The 25,322-nt window shown below is 50.4% G+C and carries 21 protein-coding genes; 5 read left to right on the top strand and 16 right to left on the bottom strand.

Features of this window, described 5'->3' with window-relative positions; genetic code table 11:
• The first annotated feature begins 4 nt into the window (after window positions 1-4).
• Window positions 5-469, top strand: a complete 465-nt coding sequence (gene tadA, locus VIS48_16255; GenBank protein HEY9167707.1) for a tRNA adenosine(34) deaminase TadA — start codon at window positions 5-7, stop codon at window positions 467-469.
• Window positions 470-587: 118 nt separating this feature from the next.
• On the top strand, window positions 588-1,388 hold the full coding sequence (locus VIS48_16250; GenBank protein ID HEY9167706.1) for an alpha/beta fold hydrolase: 801 nt from the start codon (window positions 588-590) through the stop codon (window positions 1,386-1,388).
• Between the two features lie 169 nt (window positions 1,389-1,557).
• Here the strand turns inward: VIS48_16250 and VIS48_16245 are convergent, their stop codons facing one another.
• The 3 genes from VIS48_16245 to VIS48_16235 form a co-directional block, all read right to left on the bottom strand.
• Entirely contained in the window at window positions 1,558-2,709 is a 1,152-nt protein-coding gene (locus VIS48_16245; protein ID HEY9167705.1) for a heparan-alpha-glucosaminide N-acetyltransferase domain-containing protein, read from the bottom strand.
• Complete coding sequence (gene aroC, locus VIS48_16240; protein ID HEY9167704.1) at window positions 2,709-3,893, bottom strand: chorismate synthase; 1,185 nt, start codon at window positions 3,891-3,893, stop codon at window positions 2,709-2,711. The genes VIS48_16245 and aroC overlap by 1 nt, the downstream gene beginning before the upstream one ends.
• 148 nt (window positions 3,894-4,041) lie before the next feature.
• Window positions 4,042-4,443 carry a hypothetical protein gene (locus VIS48_16235; protein HEY9167703.1) on the bottom strand — a complete coding sequence of 134 codons (402 nt, stop codon included), beginning with the start codon at window positions 4,441-4,443 and terminating at the stop codon, window positions 4,042-4,044.
• A gap of 155 nt (window positions 4,444-4,598) precedes the next feature.
• Between VIS48_16235 and VIS48_16230 the strand changes: the two genes are divergently transcribed.
• Window positions 4,599-7,406, top strand: a complete 2,808-nt coding sequence (locus VIS48_16230; GenBank protein ID HEY9167702.1) for an outer membrane beta-barrel protein — start codon at window positions 4,599-4,601, stop codon at window positions 7,404-7,406.
• Between the two features lie 55 nt (window positions 7,407-7,461).
• Here the strand turns inward: VIS48_16230 and VIS48_16225 are convergent, their stop codons facing one another.
• From VIS48_16225 to VIS48_16180, 10 genes are all read right to left on the bottom strand, one after another.
• Complete coding sequence (locus tag VIS48_16225) at window positions 7,462-8,244, bottom strand: SIMPL domain-containing protein (GenBank protein ID HEY9167701.1); 783 nt, start codon at window positions 8,242-8,244, stop codon at window positions 7,462-7,464.
• A gap of 73 nt (window positions 8,245-8,317) precedes the next feature.
• Window positions 8,318-8,746, bottom strand: coding sequence for an SRPBCC family protein (locus VIS48_16220; GenBank protein HEY9167700.1), 429 nt, complete (start codon window positions 8,744-8,746; stop codon window positions 8,318-8,320).
• Between the two features lie 206 nt (window positions 8,747-8,952).
• Window positions 8,953-9,816 carry an alpha/beta hydrolase gene (locus tag VIS48_16215; GenBank protein ID HEY9167699.1) on the bottom strand — a complete coding sequence of 288 codons (864 nt, stop codon included), beginning with the start codon at window positions 9,814-9,816 and terminating at the stop codon, window positions 8,953-8,955.
• A gap of 61 nt (window positions 9,817-9,877) precedes the next feature.
• Window positions 9,878-11,074, bottom strand: coding sequence for a pectate lyase (gene pelA, locus VIS48_16210; GenBank protein HEY9167698.1), 1,197 nt, complete (start codon window positions 11,072-11,074; stop codon window positions 9,878-9,880).
• A gap of 156 nt (window positions 11,075-11,230) precedes the next feature.
• Window positions 11,231-12,751 carry a Do family serine endopeptidase gene (locus VIS48_16205; GenBank protein HEY9167697.1) on the bottom strand — a complete coding sequence of 507 codons (1,521 nt, stop codon included), beginning with the start codon at window positions 12,749-12,751 and terminating at the stop codon, window positions 11,231-11,233.
• 13 nt (window positions 12,752-12,764) lie between these two features.
• The gene (gene recO / locus VIS48_16200) at window positions 12,765-13,532 is read right to left on the bottom strand and encodes a DNA repair protein RecO (protein ID HEY9167696.1); all 768 of its coding nucleotides are present in this window, start codon (window positions 13,530-13,532) and stop codon (window positions 12,765-12,767) included.
• 132 nt (window positions 13,533-13,664) lie between these two features.
• A complete protein-coding gene (locus VIS48_16195) occupies window positions 13,665-15,227 on the bottom strand; it encodes a hypothetical protein (protein ID HEY9167695.1) in 1,563 nt (520 codons plus the stop codon).
• Window positions 15,228-15,253: 26 nt separating this feature from the next.
• Window positions 15,254-17,377 (bottom strand): hypothetical protein, encoded by a 2,124-nt coding sequence (locus tag VIS48_16190; GenBank protein HEY9167694.1) that lies wholly within the window; start codon window positions 17,375-17,377, stop codon window positions 15,254-15,256.
• A gap of 138 nt (window positions 17,378-17,515) precedes the next feature.
• Window positions 17,516-18,547 (bottom strand): S-methyl-5-thioribose-1-phosphate isomerase, encoded by a 1,032-nt coding sequence (gene mtnA / locus VIS48_16185; GenBank protein ID HEY9167693.1) that lies wholly within the window; start codon window positions 18,545-18,547, stop codon window positions 17,516-17,518.
• Window positions 18,540-19,454 (bottom strand): PfkB family carbohydrate kinase, encoded by a 915-nt coding sequence (locus VIS48_16180; GenBank protein HEY9167692.1) that lies wholly within the window; start codon window positions 19,452-19,454, stop codon window positions 18,540-18,542. Before VIS48_16180 ends, mtnA begins: the two co-directional genes overlap by 8 nt.
• Window positions 19,455-19,608: 154 nt before the next feature.
• Between VIS48_16180 and VIS48_16175 the strand changes: the two genes are divergently transcribed.
• Complete coding sequence (locus VIS48_16175) at window positions 19,609-22,665, top strand: beta-galactosidase (protein HEY9167691.1); 3,057 nt, start codon at window positions 19,609-19,611, stop codon at window positions 22,663-22,665.
• A gap of 40 nt (window positions 22,666-22,705) precedes the next feature.
• On the opposite strand, the gene VIS48_16170 is transcribed toward VIS48_16175, so the two are convergent.
• The 3 genes from VIS48_16170 to VIS48_16160 form a co-directional block, all read right to left on the bottom strand.
• A complete protein-coding gene (locus VIS48_16170) occupies window positions 22,706-23,488 on the bottom strand; it encodes a YwiC-like family protein (protein HEY9167690.1) in 783 nt (260 codons plus the stop codon).
• Window positions 23,485-23,955, bottom strand: a complete 471-nt coding sequence (locus tag VIS48_16165) for a hemerythrin domain-containing protein (protein HEY9167689.1) — start codon at window positions 23,953-23,955, stop codon at window positions 23,485-23,487. Before VIS48_16165 ends, VIS48_16170 begins: the two co-directional genes overlap by 4 nt.
• A gap of 354 nt (window positions 23,956-24,309) precedes the next feature.
• Window positions 24,310-24,759, bottom strand: coding sequence for an Rrf2 family transcriptional regulator (locus VIS48_16160; protein HEY9167688.1), 450 nt, complete (start codon window positions 24,757-24,759; stop codon window positions 24,310-24,312).
• 137 nt (window positions 24,760-24,896) lie between these two features.
• Here VIS48_16160 and VIS48_16155 point away from each other — a divergent pair, with 137 nt between their 5' ends.
• The gene (locus VIS48_16155) at window positions 24,897-25,259 is read left to right on the top strand and encodes a response regulator (GenBank protein HEY9167687.1); all 363 of its coding nucleotides are present in this window, start codon (window positions 24,897-24,899) and stop codon (window positions 25,257-25,259) included.
• Window positions 25,260-25,322: the final 63 nt, after the last annotated feature.

The following is a 25,322-nucleotide window of genomic DNA, read 5'->3' as shown; positions in this document are numbered from 1 at the left end:
ACGGATGACCGATCACCAACGGTTCATGTCACTTGCTCTCGAAGAGGCGGAACGCGCGCTCGAAAGAAACGAAGTTCCGGTCGGCGCAGTAATCGTCCGCAACGGTGTTGTGATTGCGCGAGGGCACAACCAGGTTGAGCAGCTCCAGGACCCCACCGCTCACGCTGAGATCATTGCCATCGGCGCGGCAGCGAATTACCTCGGCAGCTGGAGACTCAAAGGCTGCACCCTGTACGTCACGCTCGAACCCTGCCCGATGTGCGCCGGCGCGATCGTACTTTCTAGGATCGACCGGCTTGTCTTCGGCGCGCACGATCCGAAAATGGGAGCATGCTCGACACTTTTCAACATCGTCCAGGATCAACGACTCAACCACCGTGTCGAATTGATCGAAGGTGTGAGCGACGAAGAATCGAGATCACTTCTCCGAACGTTTTTCGAAAAGCAGAGATCGCCCGGCAGTAATTAGCTGTAACTTCTTCATCGTGTCCCTTGTCCGGTTCGATCGGGTTTTTTTCTTATCAAAAAATATTTCTCTAAATTCAAATGATTCGATGAACCAACTCATCCGCTAACGAGGACGAAAAATGATCTTGAAAACTCGGGATTCCAGTATCGCATACGAGACGTACGGTTCTAATAAAACCAAAGCGGTCACATTCATCCACGGATTTCCCTTCAGCAAATCGATGTGGGACGAACAGGCTGCTCTCCTCTCGGGTGATCACTTCGTCCTGACATTCGACGTGCGCGGGCACGGCGGGAGCGAAGTCGGGAACGGGCAATATCTCATCGAGTTTTTCGTCGACGACCTGATACGTTTGTTGGACCATTTGCAGATAAAAAAGACGATTCTGTGCGGGCTCTCGATGGGTGGATATGTTGCTCTTCGCGCGGTCGATCGTGAGCCGTCAAGATTTTCCGGGCTCGTACTCTCCGACACCAAAGCAACTCCCGACACAAACGCAGCGAAGCTGAATCGCGTCAACCAGATAAGAACAATTCTAAGCGGGAACAAATCTCAATTTGCCGAGGAACAGGTAAAAGCTCTCTTCGCCCCGGAGAGCATCGAGAACAAGAAGAGTGAAGTGAAGAAAATCAGAACGACGATACTCTCGACGGACGAAAATGGATTGGTGGGAGCACTCATCGCGCTAGCATCAAGAATGGATATGACGGAGAATCTCGGAAAGATTTCCGTACCGACATTGATACTTGTCGGCGAAAAGGACAAAGTGACTCCGCCGTCGGATGCGGAATTTATGCGTTCAAGAATTCCAAACTCCAAGCTCATGGTGATTCACGGAGCTGGCCATATCTCGAATATGGAGAATTCCCCCGGGTTCAACTCAGCTCTGGTAGACTTCCTTTCGGAAAACAACCTCTAGGCTGCATTTAAGTCACGATTCGCGCCCCCGGTACCGCTGAATCTGGATCCCATTTTCTACTGAACCCATTCATCTCTTCCCCGATACACTTATGAACTGATTACACTATTACCCCTTCAGCTCTTTCCCGTTTTTTCCTTTACAATTTTTTTTCGATTAGTCTCATCCCTCAGTACGGATTGTTGATGAACAAGTAGAAGAATATGGACACGCACACGTACTGCACTATCCGCGACATCCTGAGATCATTGTGTTTCAAATTGTTCCATACGACCGCCGCGATATACATGATGACAGAAAGCGCGACGAATATTCCGAGACATTCGAGATAGCCAAGCGTCGGACCGATCCTCGCGACGAGAGATGGCACCTTCACGCTGGAACCGTAGACCACAAGGAGATGCGCAGTGTAGACGAGGAAAGACTCTCGCCCAAAAAGTTTCATCGGAGAGAGATCTGACCTGCGTGACTGTTCGTGGATAGTGATTCCATAGAGAATCAAAAGGAGGATCCCGAACCGAAGGAGAAACCACGAAGGCGAGTAGTCCACGAAATGATATGTGTGAAGAATTTGCGTTTCGACAATCGTAAAGACGAGACCGACGGCCGCGATTACTATTCCGGTCCGCACCACCCTCTTCAGCGCGTCCCTTCCGATTTTCCCGGTCGACATTGCATCTATATGTTTTATTAAAAATTGCGACGCGATTGTCCCTCCGATGAGGAAACTCGACCATGGAAAGAGCGGGAAGAGGGATCCGTGCATTCTGTTGAAGTACTGCGCGAGCCAAACCGGGAACACGTTCAAGAAGTCGATCCCGCCAGCGACCGGCGCGATCAGCACGAAAAAAACGAAAAGGATGTACATTGTAAAATTGAATTTCCTGTCGTCCTTTATGAGGACGCGCAGTATGTGAAGGAGGAAGAGTGTGGCCGCGATACACTGGAGTATGTCAACCGCCGAGAAGGACACCAGGTCTGTTGGAGTGCTTTCATGAACTGTTTTGCGGAGAGAAAAGTAAGGTACGTGGAGGAGGTAGCCGGTTATCCAGATAAACATGAGGCGCTTCAGATGTCTCACCAGCTCGACGGAAAATTTCCGGTACGAGTCTCCCTTCCTGGTGAGTGCCAGGGTAAATGAAAATCCGGCGACGAAAAGGAATGACGGCGCCACGAAGCCGTTCATGAAGTCGATTGCCTTGAAGGGGAAATATTCTCTGAGGGGAACAAGGAGGAGCGCGTTAAGGACGTGAGTTTCGATCATGAACAGCGTCGCAAGCCCCCTGAACTGGTCGACAAAACCCAGTCTGCGCGCGGCCATTACCCGAAGAACGCCTCCTTATCGTAGCGGCGCCCGAGCTCATCCATGCTGTCACCTCCGAATTTCTCAAGCACGGCATTCGCCAGGACAGGTGCAATCACGTTCTCCACCACGACCCCCGCGGCAGGAACCGCACAAAAGTCCGAGCGTTCCCTCCGAGCTTCCACAGTTTTCATTTCGGATAAGTCTACACTTTTCAGCGGTTTCATTAACGTTGAGATCGGTTTCATGGCGGCACGAACCCACAGCGGCTGACCGTTCGTGACTCCACCTTCAAGTCCACCCGCCCTGTTGGTGGGTCGCACGATCTTCTTAGACTTCAGGAGTATCTCGTCATGAACTTCCGAGCCGAATTTCGCAGCGTTCCTGAAGCCCTCGCCGATCTCAACTCCTTTGATCGCGTGAACGGACATGACCGCCTGGGCAAGCTGGCCGTCGAGCTTCCTGTCGAACTCGACGTAGCTCCCTAATCCGATCGGAAGGCCAGAAACGTACGCTTCCACAACACCGCCGAGCGTGTCGCCCAGTTTCTTGGCGCGCTTTATCTGCTGTACCATCTTGTCAGCGAGTCCATTATCGAGACATCTCACTTCGGATTTGTCCGACTCATCCGCAATTTCCTCGGCACCGTGTTTTTTCGCAATCAAATTCCGGATGATCGCATCGACATCTTCCCTGTTCTTGTAGCCTGCAGATCCGATTGAAAACACGTGCCCGCCGATTCTTATTCCAATTTCCTGAAGGAGTCGTCTCGCAATCGTGCTCAATGCGACTCGCATCGCCGTCTCGCGCGCGCTCGACCGCTCGATTACATTTCTTATGTCGCCGTGCGCATACTTGAATTTCCCGACAAGATCAGCATGACCCGGACGAGGTATGACGACCTTTTCGATATCTTTAGCTATCGCCTCGGCCGACATTTTCTCTCCCCAGTTCTGGAAATCGCGGTTCCAGAGAACGAGAGAGATAGGCGAGCCGAGTGTCCTGCCGTGTCTCACGCCGGTCAGTATTTCCACTTTGTCGGTTTCAATTTTCATCCTACCGCCGCGGCCGTATCCTTGCTGGCGGCGGTGAAGCTGCTTGTTTATATAGTCGGCCGTCAATTCGAGATTTGATGGTACGCCCTCGATAATCCCGACGAGCGCCCTTCCGTGCGATTCACCTGCGGTAAGTAGTCTCAACATGATGAAATCAATATAAGAAAATTGTCATTGGAGTAGAAAGCGGCGCGAGGCAGATTGCCGGCGTTGAAGAGTGTGGTAGTTAATGGTCGCGATCGAAAAGGCCGGCTCGCTTTACTGCTGACGCGAAGAGTTGTTCGCAAGCCGGATTTCAGCCCTCGGTCGGGACTTCAACTACAGGCACGTCCCAATGAGCTTCAAGGATTTCGAACCGACGTTTTTCTTCTTCGTAAAACTTCGTCTGATCGGGAAAAAGTCGGCGTGCAAGATCAGGTTCGCTGAATCCGTCATTCGTCGTCTGAATGTTCTTCCAAACTATCGTCACGCGGAAATCCCAGCGAGCGTCCTCCGTCGCGTGGAAACGAGGCCTTGCGATAGTCAGCTCCACTATTCTTCCCATCTCGATTTCTTTTTTCATAACGGGAAGGTGATTCTTCCTGTAAAGGCGCAGAAACTCATCGGCGTGCCCCCAACGAACTTTGTAATAATACTCGACCGTGTACGGTTTATCGCCTGTAGAAGCTACGACTTTTCTCTTCGAAACTTTGGCCATGACTGGGTCCTTTGCTGGATTCATTAATCTTCGTCCGAACAGAAATTACTTCCCATCAATTTATTTCACTACCTGCTGAACAGCAAACTTTCGTCAGTTCAGACCGTCTGTTAAACTACCGCTCTGTGTCGCGAGTCAAAAGAATTGATGTACTCATGAAGAATGTTTTGCTGCTGTCAGTCCTATTATCGATGATATTCTGCTTTCAGGAAGCGCGGAGTCAAGGTGTTACCGTCAAGGGAAAAGTCATTGACGAGAATGCCGCTTCTCTTCCGGGGGCCCTTGTGCGACTCGTGGACAGGTCCGACTCATCGAGATTTTTTATTGCCATAACTGACCTCGAAGGCAATTTCGCCCTGTTGCACATCCCCCCGCACACTTACCGGCTCGACGCAAGCGCGGTGGGAAGGAGAACGACATCGGTTCCGGTGACCGTGGAGAACCGAAATCTCGATGTCGGTCGGATCTCCATGGGTGAAGCAGTCATACCGATGAGAGGAGTGACGGTAGAAGGACGAGTCCCCCCGGCCGTGCAAAATGGCGACACGACCGAGTACGTCGCGGCGGGGGTAAAAATCAACCGCGATGCAACCGCCGAAGATCTGTTGAGCAAGCTTCCGGGTGTTATCGTGTCCAACGGGACAATCACTGCAGGCGGAGAGACGGTTCAGCGCGTGCTGGTCGATGGAAGACCGTTTTTCGGTGATGACCCGACAGTCGCCGTTCGCACTCTCCCCGCCGAAGTGATCGACCGGATCCAGGTGTTCGACCAGATGAGCGATCAGGCGCAGTTCACCGGGTTCGACGACGGACAATCCGTGAAGGCGATTAACATTATAACGAGACGAAACAGACAGGGGATGAATTTCGGAAAGTTGACTGCAGGATACGGCGACAACCAGAGGTATGACGCAGCAGGAAATGTAAACTTCTTCGACGGAAACAGCCGCCTTTCATTTCTAGGCTCATCGAACAATGTTAACCAGCAGGACTTTTCTACGCAGGATATTCTCGGTGTAATCTCGAACCGCAGTGTGGCGTTCACGCCCGGGAGCGGAGGATTCAGAGGGGGCGGACAACGGCGTGCGAACCCGTTCGGACGTTCCGGCGCAATAAGTTCCAACAATCAGTTCGTGGGCCAGCAGCAAGGGATCAACAATACGAGCATGGCCGGAACGAACGCTTCCGACAGTCTGTCCGACAATCTTTTCGCTCAGGGAAGCTACTTCTTCAACCGGGTCGGGAACCAGAATAACCAGCTCGATCATCGGCAGTATCTTCTCGGAGGTGACTCGACAAGTCTGTACGACCAGAACTCCAACGCGGCGAGCACGAATTACAACAATAGGTTAAGCGGCCGCATCGATTATGCCGCCGACGAATCGAACAAGCTTACGGTCCTCCCTGTCATTTATTTCCAGTCGAACCGCGCGGACAATCTTCTCAACGCAGTGACAACACAGAACGCATCGGGCTCACAGTCCCTGACAAATTCCGGCGGATTGAACGACGGATATAACATAACGGGTCACGTCGTTTACAGACACGCGTTCGATTTACCCGGGAGGACACTCTCGATAGACGTCGGCGGCGGCGCGAACAAGAAGATGACGAACGGAAATCTGTCGGCGGCGAACGACTACTCCGGGACGAACTCTCCGCCGGACGATTCGCTGAATCAGGTTTCAAATTACAATTCGGACGTAAAGACTGTGAGCGCGAACCTGATCTATACCCAGGCGACAGACGTAAACGCGATGTTCGAGCTGATCTACAACCCTTCTTTTACACGCAACTCGGCAGACAAGAGTACATATGACTTTAATCCGGGAACAGATTCATACTCGTCATTCGACGCACCTCTTTCAAATTCTTACTATGACGATTACATGACGCAGCGGGTGGGAATCGGCTACAGGTGGAGGGGAACCGGCACAAATTTCATGGGAAACCTGTCGTACCAGTATGCCGATCTAACAGGCGATGGAAGCGCGTTCACGAATTCCAGGATTACACGAAGCTTCGGTGACTTTCTCCCAAGCGCGCTGTTCATGTACACGACGCCCGAACACAGAACTCTGAGGATATTCTACAGGACTTATACTGTCGCACCGGCGGTAACACAGCTACAGCAAGTCGTGGACAATTCAAATCCGCTCCTTCTTTCGACAGGAAATCCCAACCTTGTCCAGTCATATACACACTCGCTTCTCGCGCGATACGCAATCACGACTCCGGGCAGAGCTTCAAGCATGTTCCTGTTCCTCATTGCGAATTACACGAACGCTTACGTCGCTGACGCAACTGTCATCCCGTCACGCGACACGGTTCTTTCCAACGGGACTTCACTAACACCCGGCACCCAGTTAACCTATCCGGTTAATCTTGACGGTTATTGGAATGTAAGATCCTTCTTCACCTACGGTTTACCATTCGATCTGATAAGCAGCGCACTCAACCTGAACGCGGGCCTGACATTTACTCGGACGCCCGGACAATTGAATGACGTCGTCAGCAAAACAAACTCTATCGGACCCACTGCCGGGTTCGTAATCGGAAGCAACATCAGTCAGAATTTCGATTTCACGATTTCATACATGGGGAGTTATAATTTCGCACGCAATTCGATTCAGCCCATCTCAAACAGCAATTACTATTCGCACACTGCTTCTGTGAAGTGGGTGTGGGAATTCTGGAGCGGCATAGTCCTCGACAACCAGTTGAGCAACGCTCTGACAAATGGCCTCTCGGCTGGATACGACCAAAACATAATACTCTGGAATCTCGGTGTGGCGAAAAAATTCTTCGCCAATGAAAGCGGGGAGCTGAGGATCGCGGTCAACGACCTCCTCGGGGAGAACAAGAGCGTGAACAGGTCCATCACCGACACTTACATTGACGACACGCGCAACGAAGTGCTGACGCGGTATGTCCTGGTCAGTTTCTCCTACACACTCAGGTGAATTAGATCGGGGCATTTAACTTGATAGGATGCACATGCCCCTTCCGAACCGGCGTTCAATTCTTTATTTCAAATATGACCGTGACTTCACTGGTGACGGAAATTGTCTGCGCGAAGATACCGGATCCGCTGCTCTCGTCGACTTGCGGGAGTTCCCCGGACAAAGTCACTACCGACGAAGGGTTAAACGGGCTGGAGACGTTGTAATCAATCGGAACATACCCAAATCTTCGGACTTGTTGGGCTTGAGGCTGAATCACTCTTGTAGGCTTAGTTTCTTCGATAGAAAGCACGCGACCCAAAGTGACTCCCAGTGCGCCGGTAATATCCTGGGCTTTTTCCTTCGCTTTAAGCGTGGCGGCTATCCTGGCTTTCCTTCTCATACCCAACTCGTCCTTCAACCCGAAAGAAACATTCGATACGTTTGATATTTCACCCTCACTCAAAGCAAACAGGACGGACTCGACCATTCCGATGCTGTCGACAGTGACGAGAGTAGTGAGTACCGCCTGGTAATCGCGCTTCGAAGACCAGAAAGATTTGTCCCCGTAGTTTTCGCCGCTGTAGAACTGAGATGTCGCAATCTTGCTTGATGGAACACCAAGTTTGAGGAGCTTGTCGGTCACTGCTTTTACTTTCGCATTTGCGTCCTCGACAGCAAGACGAAGAGTCTCGCCCACGCCCTTCACCGAGAATGTGAAAGACGCCTGGTCGGCGACCTCCTTCAACTCAACCGCTCCGAGAACTGAGATCTGATTCTCCTTGAGTTGTGATTCCTGCGCGTAAGACGAGAGAGCTAGAGACATAAACAAAAGTATCGACACACAGCCCCGTGACATTGAATGATTCTCCTTTCCAGTTTGACATGTGATGTGAATTTAAATTGACAACCTTTAAAAGAGGGTCAACCCGTCAGCCTTCTAAAAAGCTTCTCATTCCTTTCAGCATCATTTCCCAGTTACTCTCCGAATGCTTTCGGGCTTCATCCGTGGGATTATTGGCCTGAGAGAGCGATAACCGCACGCCGCCCGCAGCAGGAGACAATTCAACGGTAACCGTATGATAGTTCTCAGGCACATCTGGGACACCCGAGAGCGGACTGAAATGAGTATACTCGATGAGTCGCTCAGGCTCTATCCTCAAGATGATTCCCCTGTCCTCGTAAGATTTTCCCTGCCATTCGCCTTTCCACACTATCGGACTTCCCTGCTTCCAATCTGAAACGACATCCGTTCCGAACATGTATTGCTTGATGAGTTTTGGATTCACGAGCGCGTCCCACACCCTCGAGATCGGAACATTTATGGTGATCGATTTTTTCGCCACGAAATCTTTGCTCATATGCTCCTCTTAATTGAATACTCATGTGGTCACCTGCAACGAGAAGCTTACTTCTCCCGAAAATAGATCGCAGGAGACAGTTGCTGACGATCCGGTTCAGCATCTGTTGAATTGTAAATGACACAAATATCTTTATCAATGATCTTAACTGTGGTATCGATGATGATGCGGGTTGCTGCTGGGGTTGGGAAATGGAAATACGGGGACTACTTCCCGGATAAGATCCCCCTTACTCTCATCCACTTCACACACAGGTCTCCCCAGCTGACAACTTCACCGCGGTCTTCCTCCAGCCCGAACCCGTGCCCACCTTGCTCATATATGTGCATCTCGCAAGGCACTCCGCCCGCGTGGAGAGCTTCAAAGAAATCGATGCTCTGCTGCACCGGCACCGTCTGATCGTCTCCGGCGTGTGCGATAAATGTGGGAGGCGTATTTGCGTTGACCAGCTTGTAAAACTGGACGAACCCATCTTTCTTCCCCGTATCGCCTGCCGCCATGTGAAGCCAGTCGAGTGCCGGGTAGACAAGTACCATGAAGTCGGGTCTACAGTCGACTGAATCGACAGCATCTCTCATCGAAGTGCGAGTAAAATGCGTGGACAAATTCGCGGCGACCTGGCCTCCCGCTGAAAACCCGAGAACACCAACACGTTTCGGATCGATACTGTACTCATTAGATTTCGATCTCACAAAACTGACGGCTCTTTGAGCATCCTGCAACGCTTCGTCGGGATTCAGCCTGTATTTCAGGACAAACGCAGCAACACCGTTGTCGTTCAGCCATCCGGCGATCTTAGTCCCCTCTTTGACATACGCGAGAAGCGTGTATCCACCTCCCGGCAGTACGACGACCGCAAGGTGATGCTGGTCGGGATGAGAAGGAAGAAATATTTCGACATCGGGCTGGTAAACTTTGTAAATCGACCCGTCGTCTCTCTTCTCTTCATTCTTCATGTCTTCAGTACCCGGCGCGAGTCCATTCCAGATTCTCGTTACAGGTTGCTGGGCAAAAAGTTGTACCGCACTCCCCGCGATGCAAAAGAGCACGCAAATGAATCTTAATCTCATTTTCATTTCCTCTCTTCGGAGAATTCTCGATTGATTCCGAAATTCAAGAAGTCGCAACTAATCATCTGTGCTCAAGCACGCTTTCGCCTGGTGCCCATCTCTTTTGCCATTCCGGATAAGCAGCAATTACTTCGTCAGGGATAAAACCATAGTACCTGTAGCCGGTTCTCCTCTCCCTGCTCACTTCCGCGAGCGTGTAGACGATTTTTCTGTGCCTGTCGCAAAACAAAGGCCTGTTAGTTCCAAGCTCGTAAAATCTTGTCCAGATCGCCGGTGCCGAAGTGTCTTTCACTACCAAAACGTCGAATCCAGTGGAATGATACTGGTACACAGCCTCCGGCGCCGGAACAGAGTCGACACGGATTCCGAATATTCTCGAATCATAAATCCATTTTACCGCTGCCTGAATCGATCGTCTGATGTTCTCGTCCGGATTATCGACCTTCATTAGCATCATAACCATATCCGCACTTTCAAAGCTGCAAACCGATGGAGGTTCAAACGTCCGCGCCCACACTGGCTTGAGCGTTACATTGTCATGCTGTTGGCACCACGCCGTCAGTTTGCCTCCCTCCTTGATCTGGCACTTCAAAATGCAGTCGAGTCCTTTCCTGAAAGCTTCCTTTATCCTCGACTTCTGGGCATGATCTATAAATACGTACTTCTTTTCACCTGCGATCACGTGCTGGAGCATTTCCAGCACGCCGATCATCGCATCGTCGTTGAATGTTATTTCCTTCGCGTATCCAATTGTATCCGGAAAAAACTGGGGCCAACCTCCGTTCGGATATTGGGCGGAAAGAACAAAATCAATTCCCCTAAGGCATGCGCTTTTGTATCTCTCGTCCTGGGTCTCCGTATATGCCGCAGCGAGGTATTCAACCTGCGAATGCGTGGCACCGTTATCAAATGTCGTGTTCTTATCGTGCCTCGACGCAGCCAGCTTCTTCTTCTGCATCTTTGACAGAACAGCAAGCATGTCATAATTCTTCGGCCATCCGCCGTTGTCTTTCTGGAAGAGAAGTATGTTGTCGGCTATCTCCTTTACGTCAGCGGGAGAATATCTCTTCTGATCCTTAAGAGGATAAATAACGTGAGTTTCGTCCCGGATGTCGTACCAGTGGTGCGCGCTATCGAAGAATCCGGACACATCGATAGGAGGATATTCCTTTCCCACTCCCGACCGTTGCATAGTCGAGATAGCCGCCACAAAAATAGTTGTGGAGACAATTGCGAGATAGATTAACCCTGACTTCATTCCCAAACCAACTGAAATTTACCCGGCTATACTCTTATCCGCAATTGCTCACTCGACATTTATGAATTCGGGATTGGTATTCGCTTTAATGTATTGACAGACAAAAAAAGTCCCGCACTTGGCGGGACTTTAATCCGATGTGACTTTACTCGACTCTTACCCGCCGATTTCGACCGCGATAAATCTTGACGAATAGGAGCTGCCCTGCTTGGTTAGGACTCTCAACATTACGTAATCACCGCTGTTCTTCGATTTCAAAATGTCGGTCAATTCCTTCACTGAACCGACAGCGTGATGGTCCACTTCGGTGATAATGTCGTTCGGAAGGAGTGTTCTGTCGGCAGCCGGCCCGTTGGGAGCAACTTCAGAGACGAGGACCCCGCCATCGACCTTCGCGTCCTTCTTTGTATTCTTGTCGAGCGGTTGAATTGTTATGCCAAGCTTGGGCACATTTACCTGTCCCGTTTCGCTCGGCTCTTTGTCTTCCTTTTCGTTAGATTGCGCCGAACTTGCGAGATCAGTCTGGGAAAGCTCGGTCAGCGTAACCTCCTTCGTGATCGATTTCCCGTCTCTGAAGATCTTAAGTACCACAACGTCACCAGGCTTGTGTTCCGCGATGAGCACCTGTAGTTCATTTGCAGCGTTGACGTCTTTGCCGTCAACGGAGAGTATCACGTCTCCCGCTTTCACACCTGCAGCTTCGGCCGGACTTCCACCGATCACATCCTGGACCCAGACACCTTCGGGCTTCGGGAGTCCGAGCGCGTGCGCGTCTGTCTCGTCGATACCCGATTTGAGCTGCACTCCAAGCATCGGACGCTTTACCCTTCCGAATGAGATCAGGTCCTCAGCAGTCTTCCTGACGAGATTCATTGGGATGGCGAATCCATATCCCTGGAAGTAACCTGTCCGCGTTGCGATCGCAGAATTTATCCCGATTACTTCGCCGCGAATGTTTACGAGAGCGCCGCCGCTGTTACCCGGATTTATCGCCGCGTCAGTCTGAATGAAATTCCTAATCCCCCACCTGTCGAGAGAAACATCTATGTCTCTTCCCTGCGCGCTGATGATCCCGGCAGTGACGGTTGAATTCAGCCCGAGCGGATTGCCTATCGCGAGGACCCACTGACCGACTTCCACACTGTCCGAGTTTCCGAGCGCCGCCACCGGCAGGTCCGACGCGCTTATCTTTATCACTGCGACGTCCGTGGTGGGATCTGTCCCGATCAGCTTCCCATCGAATTCGCGCTTGTCATACAATTTCACTTTGATGCCGTTCTTGTCGGCGCCGTCGACAACATGATTGTTCGTTATGATGTAACCATCCTGCGTCACGATCACTCCGGAACCCATCCCTTTCTCTGGCTGCTGATCCGGCATCTTAAATTGAAAATCGTGAAAGAACGGTATGTCGGGCATCTTCGATTTAGGAGTCGAAATCACCGTAACACTAACGACCGTCGGGGTGACAGCTTTCGCGATCTTCACGAACGCTTCCTGGGTCGCCATCAGGTTCATGTCGGTCTTTCCGAGAGGTGCGGGACCGCCGAGTCTCACCTTCTCGCCCGAAAATCCGAAACTGGGTCCGACGCCGTTGAAGCTCGTGACCAACAACGCACCGAAGACAACTCCGACCGCAACCAAAAGCGCCGCCCCGATTAATGTCCTGCTCCTCATGCTTTCCTCCAATTCATTTAGAAGCCGAGAGGAATTTCAACGACTTCAGTTCTCTCAAATTCTCCGAGTGCTTTCTTAAATAAACAAAAACGAAATTCGAAAGTTCATTTTGAAGTCTCTGCTCGATAACCATCGATCCCGCTTCTTCCGAACTCATTCGAATGAAATGTCGCAGAATCGCCATAGCTGCCGCAGAAACTATGTAGCCTTCATTTACATTGGCTGAACAATTCTCGCATAGCGCGTTTCCCTTCCGGACAACATATGTAATCCGCTTCTCCTTCTCAAGGTCGATCCTCTTCCCGCAGATGAGGCAGTTGTCAAATCCCGGCTCGAATCCCAGGTTTACGGAAAGATGCAGTCCGAAGTGAGCGAAAACATTCTGTGGTTGGACGTCCTTTGTGTCCAACATGTTTAAGGACTCGACGAGAAGCGTAAACACTCGCTCGTTTTCTTCCTCGTCGTGCATGAGCCGGTCGACGATCTCGACAAGCGACATCGCAATTGCAAGCCGCTCAATACTGGTTCCGAGCTTCTTGAAGTACTTGACAAACTCACTGGAGGAGACGTACTGCATTTCGCGGTTTTCGCGGCGGTAGAAAACAATCTGAAGATAATTCGTTGGCTGGAAAAGCGAGCCGTACTTACTCTTGGGATTGCGCACGCCTTTGGCAATCGCGCTCATTTTGCCGTAACGCCGTGTGTAAAATGTCACGACCTTGCTCGTGTCGCGAAAATTAACCGCCCTCAACACGATCGCTTCAGATTTTTCGATTGACACGGACTAATTTAACACCAAGGAGAGGAGGAGACAAAAGCGAACTCAAAGTTCAAGTTGCGACCGGATAAAAAGGTCTCGGGACCGAGCGCGATTGAGTTAGTCTTTGATGGTGTGTCTCTTCATATTCGATAATCAATTACACGCTGATGATTTCCTCGATGCTGTCACTTCGTTCCCGTTCAATTTCCATGTCAGATTCTTCCCGTTGAAAACCACACTGAACACCCTGTCCTTTTTCCCGGGTTCGAAGAGCGTGGGTTGAGTCCTGTCGTTTGGCACCGGAGAGAATTTGTTCTGCGCACCAACTGGAACGAAAATCGATGTCGTATCATCATTCTCATATCCGAACCATGCAGTGTAAGTAGAGTCGTTGACCCGTGTTACACAGTCCAAAATCGGCTGAAGCGATTGTTGCGGCAGAGAAACAACATTAAGTGCCGAAGAATCTGTCGCTGCATGAGATGAAGGGGCAATGCTGTCTCTCACGGCTATGTATGCCACGGTCACAGTATCGATATCTCCAGCACGGACAGTCGCTTGCAAAAGTGTATCAGAAACAAATGCTGTCGCCCGGTTTGTGCCGTTCAGCTGGACTTTGGAGGCGGTTGTGAAATTCTTGCCTGGGACGGAAAGAGTAAATGATCCGCTGCCCACAAGAACGTTCTGCGGGCTGATAGTCCCGATGGTTGCAAGTTTGGTGAGATCGATGTTAATGGATTTCCGTTTCGCCTCAAGGTAGTAATACAGCATATTCGGATAATTATCGAACAACAAGATTTTCCCTTCGGGCGGAAGCTTCAATCGCTCCAGCAACGTTCCTGCGTGTGCATCGAACACATAGACATTGCCCGGCCGGTATTCGCCACCTGTGCGAGTTGTATCGAAATTCGCTTGCTCAATTACTACATGTCTGGTGTCAACTGTCAGGAAACCATCAGAACGGAATGGAATTCCTATCGGCGTGTAGATTGCATTCTGATCCACATTACATAGCACATACTTTTGATTTGAGAATGCATATGATAAATCTTGTGATGCCAGATTCATGTTTAAGCTATCCGTATAACTTACGAGTGCATATCCCGACCGAGTGTCCTCCTGCGCCGGACTTCCCGCGAAGGGACCCACATTTCCGCAGCGCCGGGGTTTTCCTTGCTGTTTCTGATCTATATAATATTCCGAAAAGAAAATCCCTGTGGAATCGTCTTCAAGCCGATAAAGACCATTCTGGTCATAAGACGAAAATGAATCATAAGCGGTATTCTGATCAAAAATTGTGTCAATCGGCTCCAGCGTCATGCGATTCACGGCAACTGTTGTGGTATTGTCTCGCATATCCATAAATGAAACGTAATACCGATTCGTTTTAGGTGAGTCCATTATGTGAACGACTTCGTTCATACCATCGAGAACATATTTAGTATTATGAGATGGGTCATTTACCTCAATTGTTGCGAGCGAGAATCTTACCTGAAAAAATATTCTAGATTGATCTGAATTGCGGAGAATTGGTCCGTTAACGCGACCCGCATCCCTGGCAAAAAGTTCGTTTCCATTTGTCGCTAAATTTACTCGGTAAATATCGCCGCTATACCCTGGTACATTGTAGGCAGCGTTATACTTGAAGTAGTAATAGTACGGCTGTGAGTACGCTGCAGAAGCCACCACTACCATCAGAAACACTATTGCTTTCATGATAATTATCTCCTAATGAATTTGAATCACCAGGCTGCCGGCGGATTGCCGTTGACTACGTCATCATACACTTGCATCGCGGGCCCACCGTAATCTCTTCCATAGCCGCCTTCTGCTTTGGGCTTTCCTAAGTTAGGATCCTTTATCCAATGACCACCTAACGACGGCACTGTTTTAACAATGGGAGCCCAAATCCAATAATGATATCCATTATACAATTGAAACGCATCCGTTAATTCTTCTTCCTGAGTATATTCTAACGCATAGCGATACTTACCTCCCCAGTTCCTAACCGTCTCAGGATGTGCGGTGGCCAGCTCCTTCTTCCCGGCAAACCGTCTCTGCCCTTCTTTTCTATTTTCCACCCAATTCCACACCTGCTCGTCTGTTGCGCGCGGATTGTCCAATTGCATCAAGCCGTATCCATGCTGCCTTCCCCAAATTGGAAAATCGTGGTCCTTCTTGAAATGGTGCCACCTCGGTTTGCTTTCCATGTAAGCTATTACCTGTTCCTCAATACTCATTCCACTCTTGATCTGATCCTTCGTAGGATTGATACCTACTACCTTGAACGGATGATTGACTGTCTTGTCATATACCTTGCCTCCGGCAGTCGCAGTTACATCAAGAGTGATCTCGTCGCCGCCACTGATCATCTTTTGCCAATCGATGTGCCACAAACTCACATCGGAATTCTCTGCCGTCGTGTTTCCTGGAAACTCATCGTCAAATTGTCTCCCGTCTTCTCCTTGATACTGGATCCGCAGGTTCCATTGAAAATTAACCGTCCCACCGCTGTAGTTTTCCAGTTTAGCTTTAGCTGTAATCTCGGGCATCTTCGGTTCGGCGGTTATGTCCTTCCGGTCCAGCTGCTCATCCATGGGATAAATCACTACCAGTTCAGGCTCGCTTCCTTTTATCACGAGATTCCCCGTCCCCTTCTTTGCCGGCTCATCGACAGACGTGACCGTGAACGTTATTGCGACTTCATCTGCCGGCTTCGTGCCGTCGCTTATGAAGCTCACATACCCGTAGTTCGCGGCGAAATAAGGTACATCGATTCCATCATCAGAAACTCGATGTGTCGACCCGAGGCTTTGAACGGCATGTACCGGTGTCTTTGGTTTGATATCTCCTGCTCTACCGGGTATCTCATAAGTCATCTCACCGTATCCTCCCGGTTCTGCGCTTATGAGTATATCCCCACCCAGGAAGAAATCCTGGTTGTCTGCGTCTTTCGCCTGCACGATTATCTTCGAGGCCTCTGAGTACGCTATCGTATCTGGCTCAAGCTGCACTGTGAAATGATCGAGTTCCGGAGGCGCTGTAACGAGCACGGAATCGATTTTCCCCATCCCATCGCTCGATGCTTGCACTACGACCCACTCTCCCTGAGACCCTGGCACCGCTCGCTGAGCCGATAGCAGTATATTCCCAGTGATGTCTGCCGGCGTTCCTTTTACTTCGCTCCCGAACTCTATGTCGTATGTCCCGTTGGATATGTCGTATCCGTAAAATGACGCGTATTCCGTGCCCGAAATTATTGTGAGTGTCACCGAGTCAGCAGGCATCCACGATCCTCCGCTGCAGTCGTTTATCCCTGATATAGTTGGGTGTGAATCTGTCAAATATGGTATTGATTTGGGGTCCAGGTTGAAATTGAATCCGCTATTCCAGGGCGGTGTATAGTAGATCCATCCGCTCGGCCACACTGCATATACTCCATCGCCGGAGCCGACTAATGCAGCAGACCGCTGGTATACAATGTTTGTATCGATGTATATCGAGAACTTCGCGTGGATCGTCTCGCCATTCGGAACGAACCCTATCCCGACCTGCGGGTCGAAGGCATATTGACCCGAATATCCCCCGGGTACATCGACCACAATGCTGTCACTCCCGTAACGAGGATTGTCTGACGGTCCGGCATCGCAAGGTGCGATCGGGACGTACAGCCTGCTCATACTGTGCGTGTCCCATGCAAAGACGAAACGAAGATTATGCACGGCCGATCCATGAAATCTCTCCGCAGGCAATATAACCACGTGTTCGTGTATATGTACCTGACACATAGCTCCACTAACCGGCCACACCACAAGTAGGCCGACAATAAAAGGAAATAACCTTTGTGCTTTGCCCTGACTCGCCATGCCCTCCTCCCGAATATGCCCTGCACAGAAACATACCGGTTAGCGCGGTTCATGTCAAGAGGAAAAAAACAGAAACAGCCCACGTCGATTCTGAATAGAACAGACGCCCTGTTCGGGCGGTTCTCGGTAATTAAGTTCTCAGAGATCTGTTCCTAGTGTCTTGGAAATGTTCGTCCCAAACGGCTTCCCGATAATGCCCTTCTCAGTCACGAACGCTGCGATGTTGTCGGAGGGAGTTACGTCGAATGCGGGTGAGTAGACATCCGTATTCTCGGGAGCAGTCCTGCAATTTTGGAAACCGGTGACTTCTCCGGCGCCGCGTTCTTCTATCGGAATGTCCTCGCCCGATTCCGCTGTTAAATCGAAACTCGATGAAGGAGCGGCGACATAAAACGGCACTCCGTTTTCTTTGCAGACAGCTGATAGGTTGTACGTTCCGATTTTGTTCGCGGTATCGCCATTCGAAGCGATCCTGTCGGCACCGACGATAGCTAGATCAACTTTAAATTTCTTAATAGCGATTCCGGACGCACCGTCTACTATCAATTTGAATTTTATACCGAGTTTCTGGAGCTCGTAAGTAGTAAGTCTCGCACCCTGGAGCAACGGCCTCGTTTCGTCTACAATTACCATGACGTCTTTGCCTGCTTCATGCGCGGCTCGAATCACTCCGAGCGCGGTGCCATAGCCGCCTGTCGCGAGCCCCCCCGTGTGGCAGTGCGTCAATATCACCGCTTTGTCCGGAACCAACCCGAGACCGAATTGCCCAATCCTCTTGCAGGCGTCTATCTCTTGTGCGAGTATCGCATGTGCCTCGGAAAGGAAAACATCACTGACTTTCCTTCCGCGAATGTCCGTTGCCCTCAGCCGGTTTAAAACATTTGAGAGATTTACAGCCGTCGGTCGTGTCGATCTTATTTCGACGATGGCGGAATCAAGTTGAGAGTCTATCTTGTCGGAAGAATCAAACTCGACCGCCGCGAGTACAGCCGCATAGGCCGCCGCAATACCGATTGCCGGCGCCCCGCGGATCTTGAGAGTCTTTATCCACTCACAGACGTCCCTGTAGTCTTTAGATGAAATGAATCTTTCTTCGTGAGGAAGCCGGGTCTGATCGAGGATCTTTACGTTCCCGTTATCCCAGCTGATAGGATCGGGAATATCACTCATCGAATTTGGAGAGCCTGATGAAGTCGCGGTAACGATCCAGGATTTGCAGGTCGGAAAGGTCTTTCAGCGCATCGACACCGAATTTTCCCACACAGAATGACGCCATCACGCTTCCGTATACGACTGCGCGCTTGAGGTTTTCGTCGGAAAGATCTTCAGTCCTTGCGATATGCCCTATGAATCCGCCGGCAAACGAGTCGCCCGCGCCTGTGGGATCAAATATGAATTCGAGCGGAAACGCCGGCGCGGAAAATACCGTGGTTGGCGTGAAGAGAAGTGCGCCGTGTTCCCCTTTCTTGATGATCACGATCCGCGGACCCATGCCCATAATCTTCTTCGCTGCCTTTATGAGATTCGGTTCTGAAACCAGCAGCCGCGCCTCCGAGTCGTTAACGATCAGGACGTCGACCATCGCGAGGGTACTGTGCAGCTCCTCGGGCATCCCTTTTATCCAGAAGTTCATCGTGTCGCACACGACCAGCTCGGGCTTCTTTTCCAGCGACTCGATGACGCGCCGCTGCAATACCGGATCAATGTTTCCCAGAACCACGTAGTCACTCTTCCTGTACGACTGCGGGAGGACCGGGTTGAATTTCTCGAACACATTCAACTGCGTATCCAGCGTATCGCGTTCGTTCAAATCGTAATGGTAACGCCCGCTCCAGTGAAAGGTCTTCCCCCCTTCAATTATCTGGAGACCCTCGAGGTTGATTCCTCGAGATTGGAGCAGTTCGATTTGAGATTTGGGAAAATCGCTCCCGACCACTCCGACAAGCCTGATCGGGGCGGAAAAATATGACGCAGCCATCGAGATGTAGACGGCACTTCCACCGGCGACCATGTCAGCCCGCCCGAATGGCGTCTCGATCGTGTCGAGCGCAAGCGACCCTACCACTAGTAAACTCATCCCTCTACTTCCTTGAATTTGAATCGCGGAAATCAATTTAACAATGATGACAGGAAGTTCAAAGATGAGATGTGGTTTGCGGCGTCTTTGGATTTCTCTTGAATAGCACCGCGTCGTCAGTTAACCTAATTAGTACCAGACAGCGGAGGATGTTATGCACCGATCATCAAGTATAATTGCATTCGCGTTTATACTGGTTTCAACCCTGTCGTTCGATGGAATTCCCCCTTCCAAAAAACCGATCCCCGTGAGATTCTCCAGGCCTGACCTTGTCCGTTACGACCGTGACGGATTCACCATCGGGGGAAAAAACGTTCTCATTTACAGCGGAAGCTTCCACTACTTCAGGTGCGATACGTCTGACTGGATCGACCGGCTCGAAAAAATCAAAGCGGCGGGCTTCAATACGATTGAAACGTATGTCGCCTGGAACTGGCATGAACGCGAACAAGGCAAAGCAGACTTGAGCGAGCTCGACAATTTCCTGACGAAATGCGAGGGGCTTGGCTTCTATATAATTGTGAGGCCCGGTCCTTACATCTGCGCGGAATGGGACGTCGGCGGATTTCCCCAATGGCTTGCCGGCAAAGGCATCGGATTCAGGGGCGCTTCATCCGACGATATCAAATGGTCGAGATACTGGTACGACGAGGTTCTCCCTGTTATCCGTCGTCATCTGATTTCAAACGGAGGCGGCGTGATAATGATGCAGATCGAAAATGAATACGACTACTATGACCTCCCCGACAGCGAGAAGGTGATTTATCTCAAGTCATTGTACGAAAGTGCGGTGAGGAACGGGATAGACGTGCCTATAATTACGTGCTGGACAAGACAATCTCGTGACAAAGCTGACTCTATCTTCTCTCAGATTCTGGACGCCTGCAACTTCTATCCCGCATGGAACATCGAGGGCACGCTGCCCGCCATTGAAAAAGTCAAGTCTGATCAGCCGGACGCGCCACCGATGATCAACGAGCTGCAAGGAGGTTGGTTCTCAAGTGTGGGAGACTCAAGCGTGAGGGTTGTGGACAAGTACGGGTCCGATCAGATCGATGATCTCACGAAGTTCGTAATCGGTCACGGAGTGAAGGCGCTCAACTATTATATGCTTTACGGCGGCACGAACTTCGGCTACTGGGGATCGAAGGGGAGAACAACAAGCTACGATTACACCGCACCGATCTCGGAACCAGGCGGTCTTTGGAGCAAATACAGATCGGTGAAACTCATCGGTGATTTCATCAGACTCGGTGGAGAACAGCTCGCCCGGGCGCGAGAAGTGAAAGGCGGTTGCCTCTGCGAGACGAAAGGGGTCGAGGCTCTTCTTCGATCGGATGGATATGTCAGCTTCCTCTACGTCTGGAATACTACCAATAAATCCGTCGAAGCGCATGTACAGGTCAATGCGCCCCGGAGCTCACAGTTCTCGCTGACTATTCCGATGCGCGGGATGGATGCTTATATGCTTCCCGTAAATTACCCGCTTCCTGGCGGCACGAGTTTGAAATACACGAACGTGCAGATAGAAGACATTTCAGAATTCAATGGCAAACCTCTTGTTATCGCATACGGCATTCCGGGCGACGAGGCGTTCATAAGCCTCGAAGGGTCCATGAACATTGTAACGGTGAAGAACACCGACCAGCTTTTTAATTGGGAAGGCGTCTATTTCCTTCTTACATCGAAAGAAAGAGCTGCACGGGCCTGTGAGCTGGGCGGAAATCGAGCGCTGGGATCTCTTATTTCTGATTCCTATCTTGCAATTTCTCACTCACAAGAGGGCAAGACGGTTTCTGTCGACTTTCAGACACGTCCCGGTAATGATGCCTTTTCTCTACTCGCAAAGTCGCCCGTGCGCGGCGTGACAATTGACGGCACACCGACGAAAACATCTTCAGATCCAAAATCGGGTATGATCACCTTTGCGATCAACACCCCGCAGATGAAGATGCCGAGTGTCCCGATCACGGATGTCCGCATGAGTGCCGATCCCGAGTTCACCTCTGGTGTATCTGAAGTCAAGAAGGCGGGAGATGAATTCGCGCCGCTTGAAAGCGAGGGCGACTTTCAGAGCGGCTATACAATTTACTCCGGCACTTTGACCACAGGCGGCGATAAGCTTTTGAAAATGACTTATTACGATGACGATTGGCATTCCGTCTTCATCGACGGCAGGCAAATACCCGGTCTGACGGGGAACGCCGAAGAGGACATCGCACACGTGAACATTCCCCTTGGGACACACAAGCTGACAGTCGTGTACGAAAACCAGGGGAGACCAAACGGAAGTTTCATGGAACAGAATAAAGGCGTAAAATCGATCACCGTTCTGAAAGATGGAGAGCGCGTCTATCTGAATAAATGGAAATACGCTCCTTCAGCTGCACCATTTCCGGGCAGCAATCCGCAAGAAGCTTCTCTCTCTTTTGACGATTCCAACTGGGAGGAGACCCTTGTAGGAAATGCACCGCAGAAATTCATGGCAGAAAATGAAGGCCGGTGGTTCAGGACCATTATCAAGATGAACGATGAAGAGCTGAAACAGAATCCCGAGCTGTTATTCTATGGAGTTGATGACAATGCTGTCGTTTATGTAAACGGCAAACTCGTCGTTGAACATCATGGGTGGGACTCTCGCTTCTCATTCACCCTCTCAAGCTGCGCGAAGCCCGGTGACAACGTTGTTGCCGTGTATGTGCAGAATAACGGTGGCCAGGGCGGCATTTACAAGCCTGTCAGACTTGAATGGGGTACACCCGAGTCAGTGCCCATGTCGTTGTCATTTCATCGGTCGCTCGTTGGCGAACTCGATGGTTGGCAAAGCGTTCAATATGACGACTCGAAATGGATGAGTAGCCCTCACTGGGAAACTGTTCCATCATGGAACGGCATATTGTGGTACAGGGGGCAGTTCATTCTACCCGTAGAAAGAGACCTGGTAATCCCCCGCTATCTTCACATCGAATCGACGGGCGACATCCAGATTTGGCTGAACGGAATGCTCCTCGGCCGTTTCTTCGCGGAAGGACCGCAGCAGGACTTTTATCTCCCACCAGGCTGGATCCGAAGTGACGCAAAGAATTTCCTCGTTCTGGTCATGAGGCCGTCAGGAGCCGGACAACCGGCTCCGGTTATCAAAAGCGTATATGTCGCATCCTACCGCGACTACGCCGTCCGGAAACACAAGATGGTCATTTTTCTGAAATGAAACCTGGAGGGCCGCTTCTGTCCTCAACAGCGGCCCATCCCTACTTCCAGAATACCCGCACTGCTGCCAGGAAGAAAAGGGATTGCAACACCAACGCTATTCCTAGCCGGCTGAAGTCAAGCTTCCCCTTCTTGAATAGGAGCCCAAATGTTGCTTGAGCTATCATTGGTGCGAATGCGAGAAGCATGAGGATACTTGTCGATCCGCAGATGCTCAGAAGTAGCACCACGACGACGAGGACTATGTGATAGATTACTGTCACAAATCCGGAGAGTCTGGTATCTCGAGTCGAAACCCCCTTTGCTTTCAGGAATTCTATCCTCGTCCTGACATAGAAAATGCTGCTGCCGAAGAACAGGAAGTTCAGGATATAGAGCTGGACCGCATTGATGTCGACTGTTCCCGTGATGGCATAGTAGGCGGCGGGCCCGGTGAAAGTAAGTGCAGCAGCGACAGTGAATTCATTCAGATACGTCCTCTGCTCACGGGCTACGAACGCTTTCACACTCAGAACGAAAAGAGCCAGTTCAATCATGCCGAAGCAAATCAACCAGTAAAGTTCAAAAAATAGCACAAGGGACAAAGCAATTATCAGCGCCGGAATTCCCGCTAGCAGGACAAACTTCTTCTCATCCCGATTGGAGAATTTTCCCGTCTTTATCAACCTGACAACGGGATGATGAACGAGATACAAAAGGCCAAATGACACAAACAGCAGCAGCAGACTCAAGCGGAATTGCGAGACGAGAGCAGCCGTAATCATCGGCACGATCCACATCGCCCATGCTCCATGTTCGCGGGGCACCACCTCTCTCATCTTCATATGATCGCCAGGTTCCTGGTGGCAAATTTTATCTTCAGAATATCGGATTTCGCCGGCGTTAAAATAATCTGGGCGTTTTCAAAGATCTTCGATTCTTCCTTTTCGAAGTGCTTCTTGAGTTCGTCTTTGAGACTCATGAGCACAGGCACGAGCTCTTTGATTTCATGAGTTGTGGCGGTCGATTGTATCACATCAGAACTCCGGAAAAGAGATGCGTGCTCAACTCTCAAAGATGAAATGAGAGATTCGTCCACTTCGGACATTAACGGAAAGAGAAAGCGTTCCTCGGCCTCCTGGTGAAGCTCCTGCAGCTTCAGCAGCCTTCCAGTCTGCGATCGAATCATAAATGTCTTGACGCACGGCGCTTCACTCGCCCTGGAGAGGAGATCATCAAGCCTGCTCAGGATCAACTCATGTTCCCACTTCAGAACGTCAATCGGTTGTGAGGGCATCCTGCTATAATACATGGCCGGCGGAATCAATATCATCGAAAATATGGTACACTATTCCAGTGAGGAGCAAGCAGCGTAAACCGACAAGTGCACTTACTGGGAGAAGGCCCTCGACGCCTGGCAGGTGATTGATTGTGGCAACTTCTCCGTGCTCCAATTTTCTTTTGAAAAGATAAAACTCTGTTCCGATCCAGGGAGTCATCGGTAAGAAGGAAAGCCGGACGTAACTTCGGATATCTGCTCGTGTCATGTTTAGATACGAGCGGCCGGAAGTTTTTTTCACGATCTTACAGTTATCGGTCCCGCCGATTCCCACGGGCGTCTCACGAAATATTTCAGATGTTTTTATCCTAAATATGTCCATAAAAATCACGTGAGTCTCAGTTTTGTCCGCATCTGTTTGCTCGCTTTGATCTCTCTGGAGATCTGGGAAATCGTCTTGTTAGCCAGCATTTGATAAACTTTGTCCCGAAGTACTCCCCATTCTGAATGCATCGGACAGGGATTTCTTGTCGAACATTCCGGGAAACCAAGGACACATGAGGTGAGGAAATCGGTTCCATCGATTGCATCAACGATATGGAACAGAGCTATTTCTTCCGGGTCCCTTTCCAGCCTGAATCCGCCCTTCGGGCCTTTCTGCGAGGAAAGTATTTTGCCCTGCACGAGCAACTGCAGAGTCTTGCCGAGAAAAGGCATCGGGATTCCAAGTCGATCACTCATCTCGATTATGTTTGTAAATCTCTTGTCAGGCTGTGCGGACATGTACAGCACAGCCTGAAGAGCGTATTCACATTGCCTGCTAAATATTAAGGACATATATCAGATGGTTATGTCCGAAATATAACCTCGAGAGTCCTTTATGTCAAGTGGAAATAACGAGCGTTTTCGGAAGTTCTCAGTTCGCTGGCAACTTAGAATGATGTGCCGCCCGTGCAGTCGACGGTGAGGAAATAGTGAAGAGACTGCGGATAATGATCGTTGACGATGAGGAAGATGTTCGGCAGCTTGGGCTTGAGATTCTTGGCGGGAATGGGTTTGACGTCGTGACGGCGGCAAATGGCAAGCTTGCTATAGATCGCCTCGACGAGTCAGGAGATGTAGATCTGGTTGTGCTCGACATGATCATGCCTGTCATGGGCGGTAGAGAAACATGTGTGGAGTTGAAGAAGAGAGCCCGACCGTCGAAGGTGCTTATATCTACAGGTTACAGTCAGCTATCGGACCTCGAAGATGTTTTGGAGAATTACGCGGATGGGCTCCTTCAAAAACCCTACACGACCGGGGAGCTTCTCGAAGCCGTGAACAAACTTATCTGACGACTCGACCGATCTTATGTCCGAATCAGAAACATCTGTATCATGGTACAGATAAATATGCTT

The organism is Candidatus Kryptoniota bacterium, assembly GCA_036567965.1.
GTDB lineage: Bacteria > Bacteroidota > Ignavibacteria > Kryptoniales > JAKASW01 > JAKASW01.
This window is presented reverse-complemented; position numbering and strand designations above follow the sequence as displayed.

What these genes read in the sequence shown, in the direction of transcription:
- VIS48_16245 (HEY9167705.1), bottom strand. Translation starts at nt 2,709, where the DNA reads ATGGCCGCGCGCAGACTGGGTTTTGTCGACCAGTTCAGGGGGCTTGCG.
- VIS48_16220 (HEY9167700.1), bottom strand. Translation starts at nt 8,746, where the DNA reads ATGAGCAAAGATTTCGTGGCGAAAAAATCGATCACCATAAATGTTCCG.
- mtnA (HEY9167693.1), bottom strand. Translation starts at nt 18,547, where the DNA reads ATGAGTGATATTCCCGATCCTATCAGCTGGGATAACGGGAACGTAAAG.
- VIS48_16225 (HEY9167701.1), bottom strand. Translation starts at nt 8,244, where the DNA reads ATGTCACGGGGCTGTGTGTCGATACTTTTGTTTATGTCTCTAGCTCTC.
- tadA (HEY9167707.1), top strand. Translation starts at nt 5, where the DNA reads ATGACCGATCACCAACGGTTCATGTCACTTGCTCTCGAAGAGGCGGAA.
- pelA (HEY9167698.1), bottom strand. Translation starts at nt 11,074, where the DNA reads ATGAAGTCAGGGTTAATCTATCTCGCAATTGTCTCCACAACTATTTTT.
- VIS48_16230 (HEY9167702.1), top strand. Translation starts at nt 4,599, where the DNA reads ATGAAGAATGTTTTGCTGCTGTCAGTCCTATTATCGATGATATTCTGC.
- VIS48_16175 (HEY9167691.1), top strand. Translation starts at nt 19,609, where the DNA reads ATGCACCGATCATCAAGTATAATTGCATTCGCGTTTATACTGGTTTCA.
- VIS48_16170 (HEY9167690.1), bottom strand. Translation starts at nt 23,488, where the DNA reads ATGAAGATGAGAGAGGTGGTGCCCCGCGAACATGGAGCATGGGCGATG.
- VIS48_16160 (HEY9167688.1), bottom strand. Translation starts at nt 24,759, where the DNA reads ATGTCCTTAATATTTAGCAGGCAATGTGAATACGCTCTTCAGGCTGTG.
- VIS48_16235 (HEY9167703.1), bottom strand. Translation starts at nt 4,443, where the DNA reads ATGGCCAAAGTTTCGAAGAGAAAAGTCGTAGCTTCTACAGGCGATAAA.
- VIS48_16250 (HEY9167706.1), top strand. Translation starts at nt 588, where the DNA reads ATGATCTTGAAAACTCGGGATTCCAGTATCGCATACGAGACGTACGGT.
- VIS48_16215 (HEY9167699.1), bottom strand. Translation starts at nt 9,816, where the DNA reads ATGAGATTAAGATTCATTTGCGTGCTCTTTTGCATCGCGGGGAGTGCG.
- aroC (HEY9167704.1), bottom strand. Translation starts at nt 3,893, where the DNA reads ATGTTGAGACTACTTACCGCAGGTGAATCGCACGGAAGGGCGCTCGTC.
- VIS48_16205 (HEY9167697.1), bottom strand. Translation starts at nt 12,751, where the DNA reads ATGAGGAGCAGGACATTAATCGGGGCGGCGCTTTTGGTTGCGGTCGGA.
- VIS48_16180 (HEY9167692.1), bottom strand. Translation starts at nt 19,454, where the DNA reads ATGAGTTTACTAGTGGTAGGGTCGCTTGCGCTCGACACGATCGAGACG.
- VIS48_16190 (HEY9167694.1), bottom strand. Translation starts at nt 17,377, where the DNA reads ATGGCGAGTCAGGGCAAAGCACAAAGGTTATTTCCTTTTATTGTCGGC.
- VIS48_16165 (HEY9167689.1), bottom strand. Translation starts at nt 23,955, where the DNA reads ATGTATTATAGCAGGATGCCCTCACAACCGATTGACGTTCTGAAGTGG.
- VIS48_16195 (HEY9167695.1), bottom strand. Translation starts at nt 15,227, where the DNA reads ATGAAAGCAATAGTGTTTCTGATGGTAGTGGTGGCTTCTGCAGCGTAC.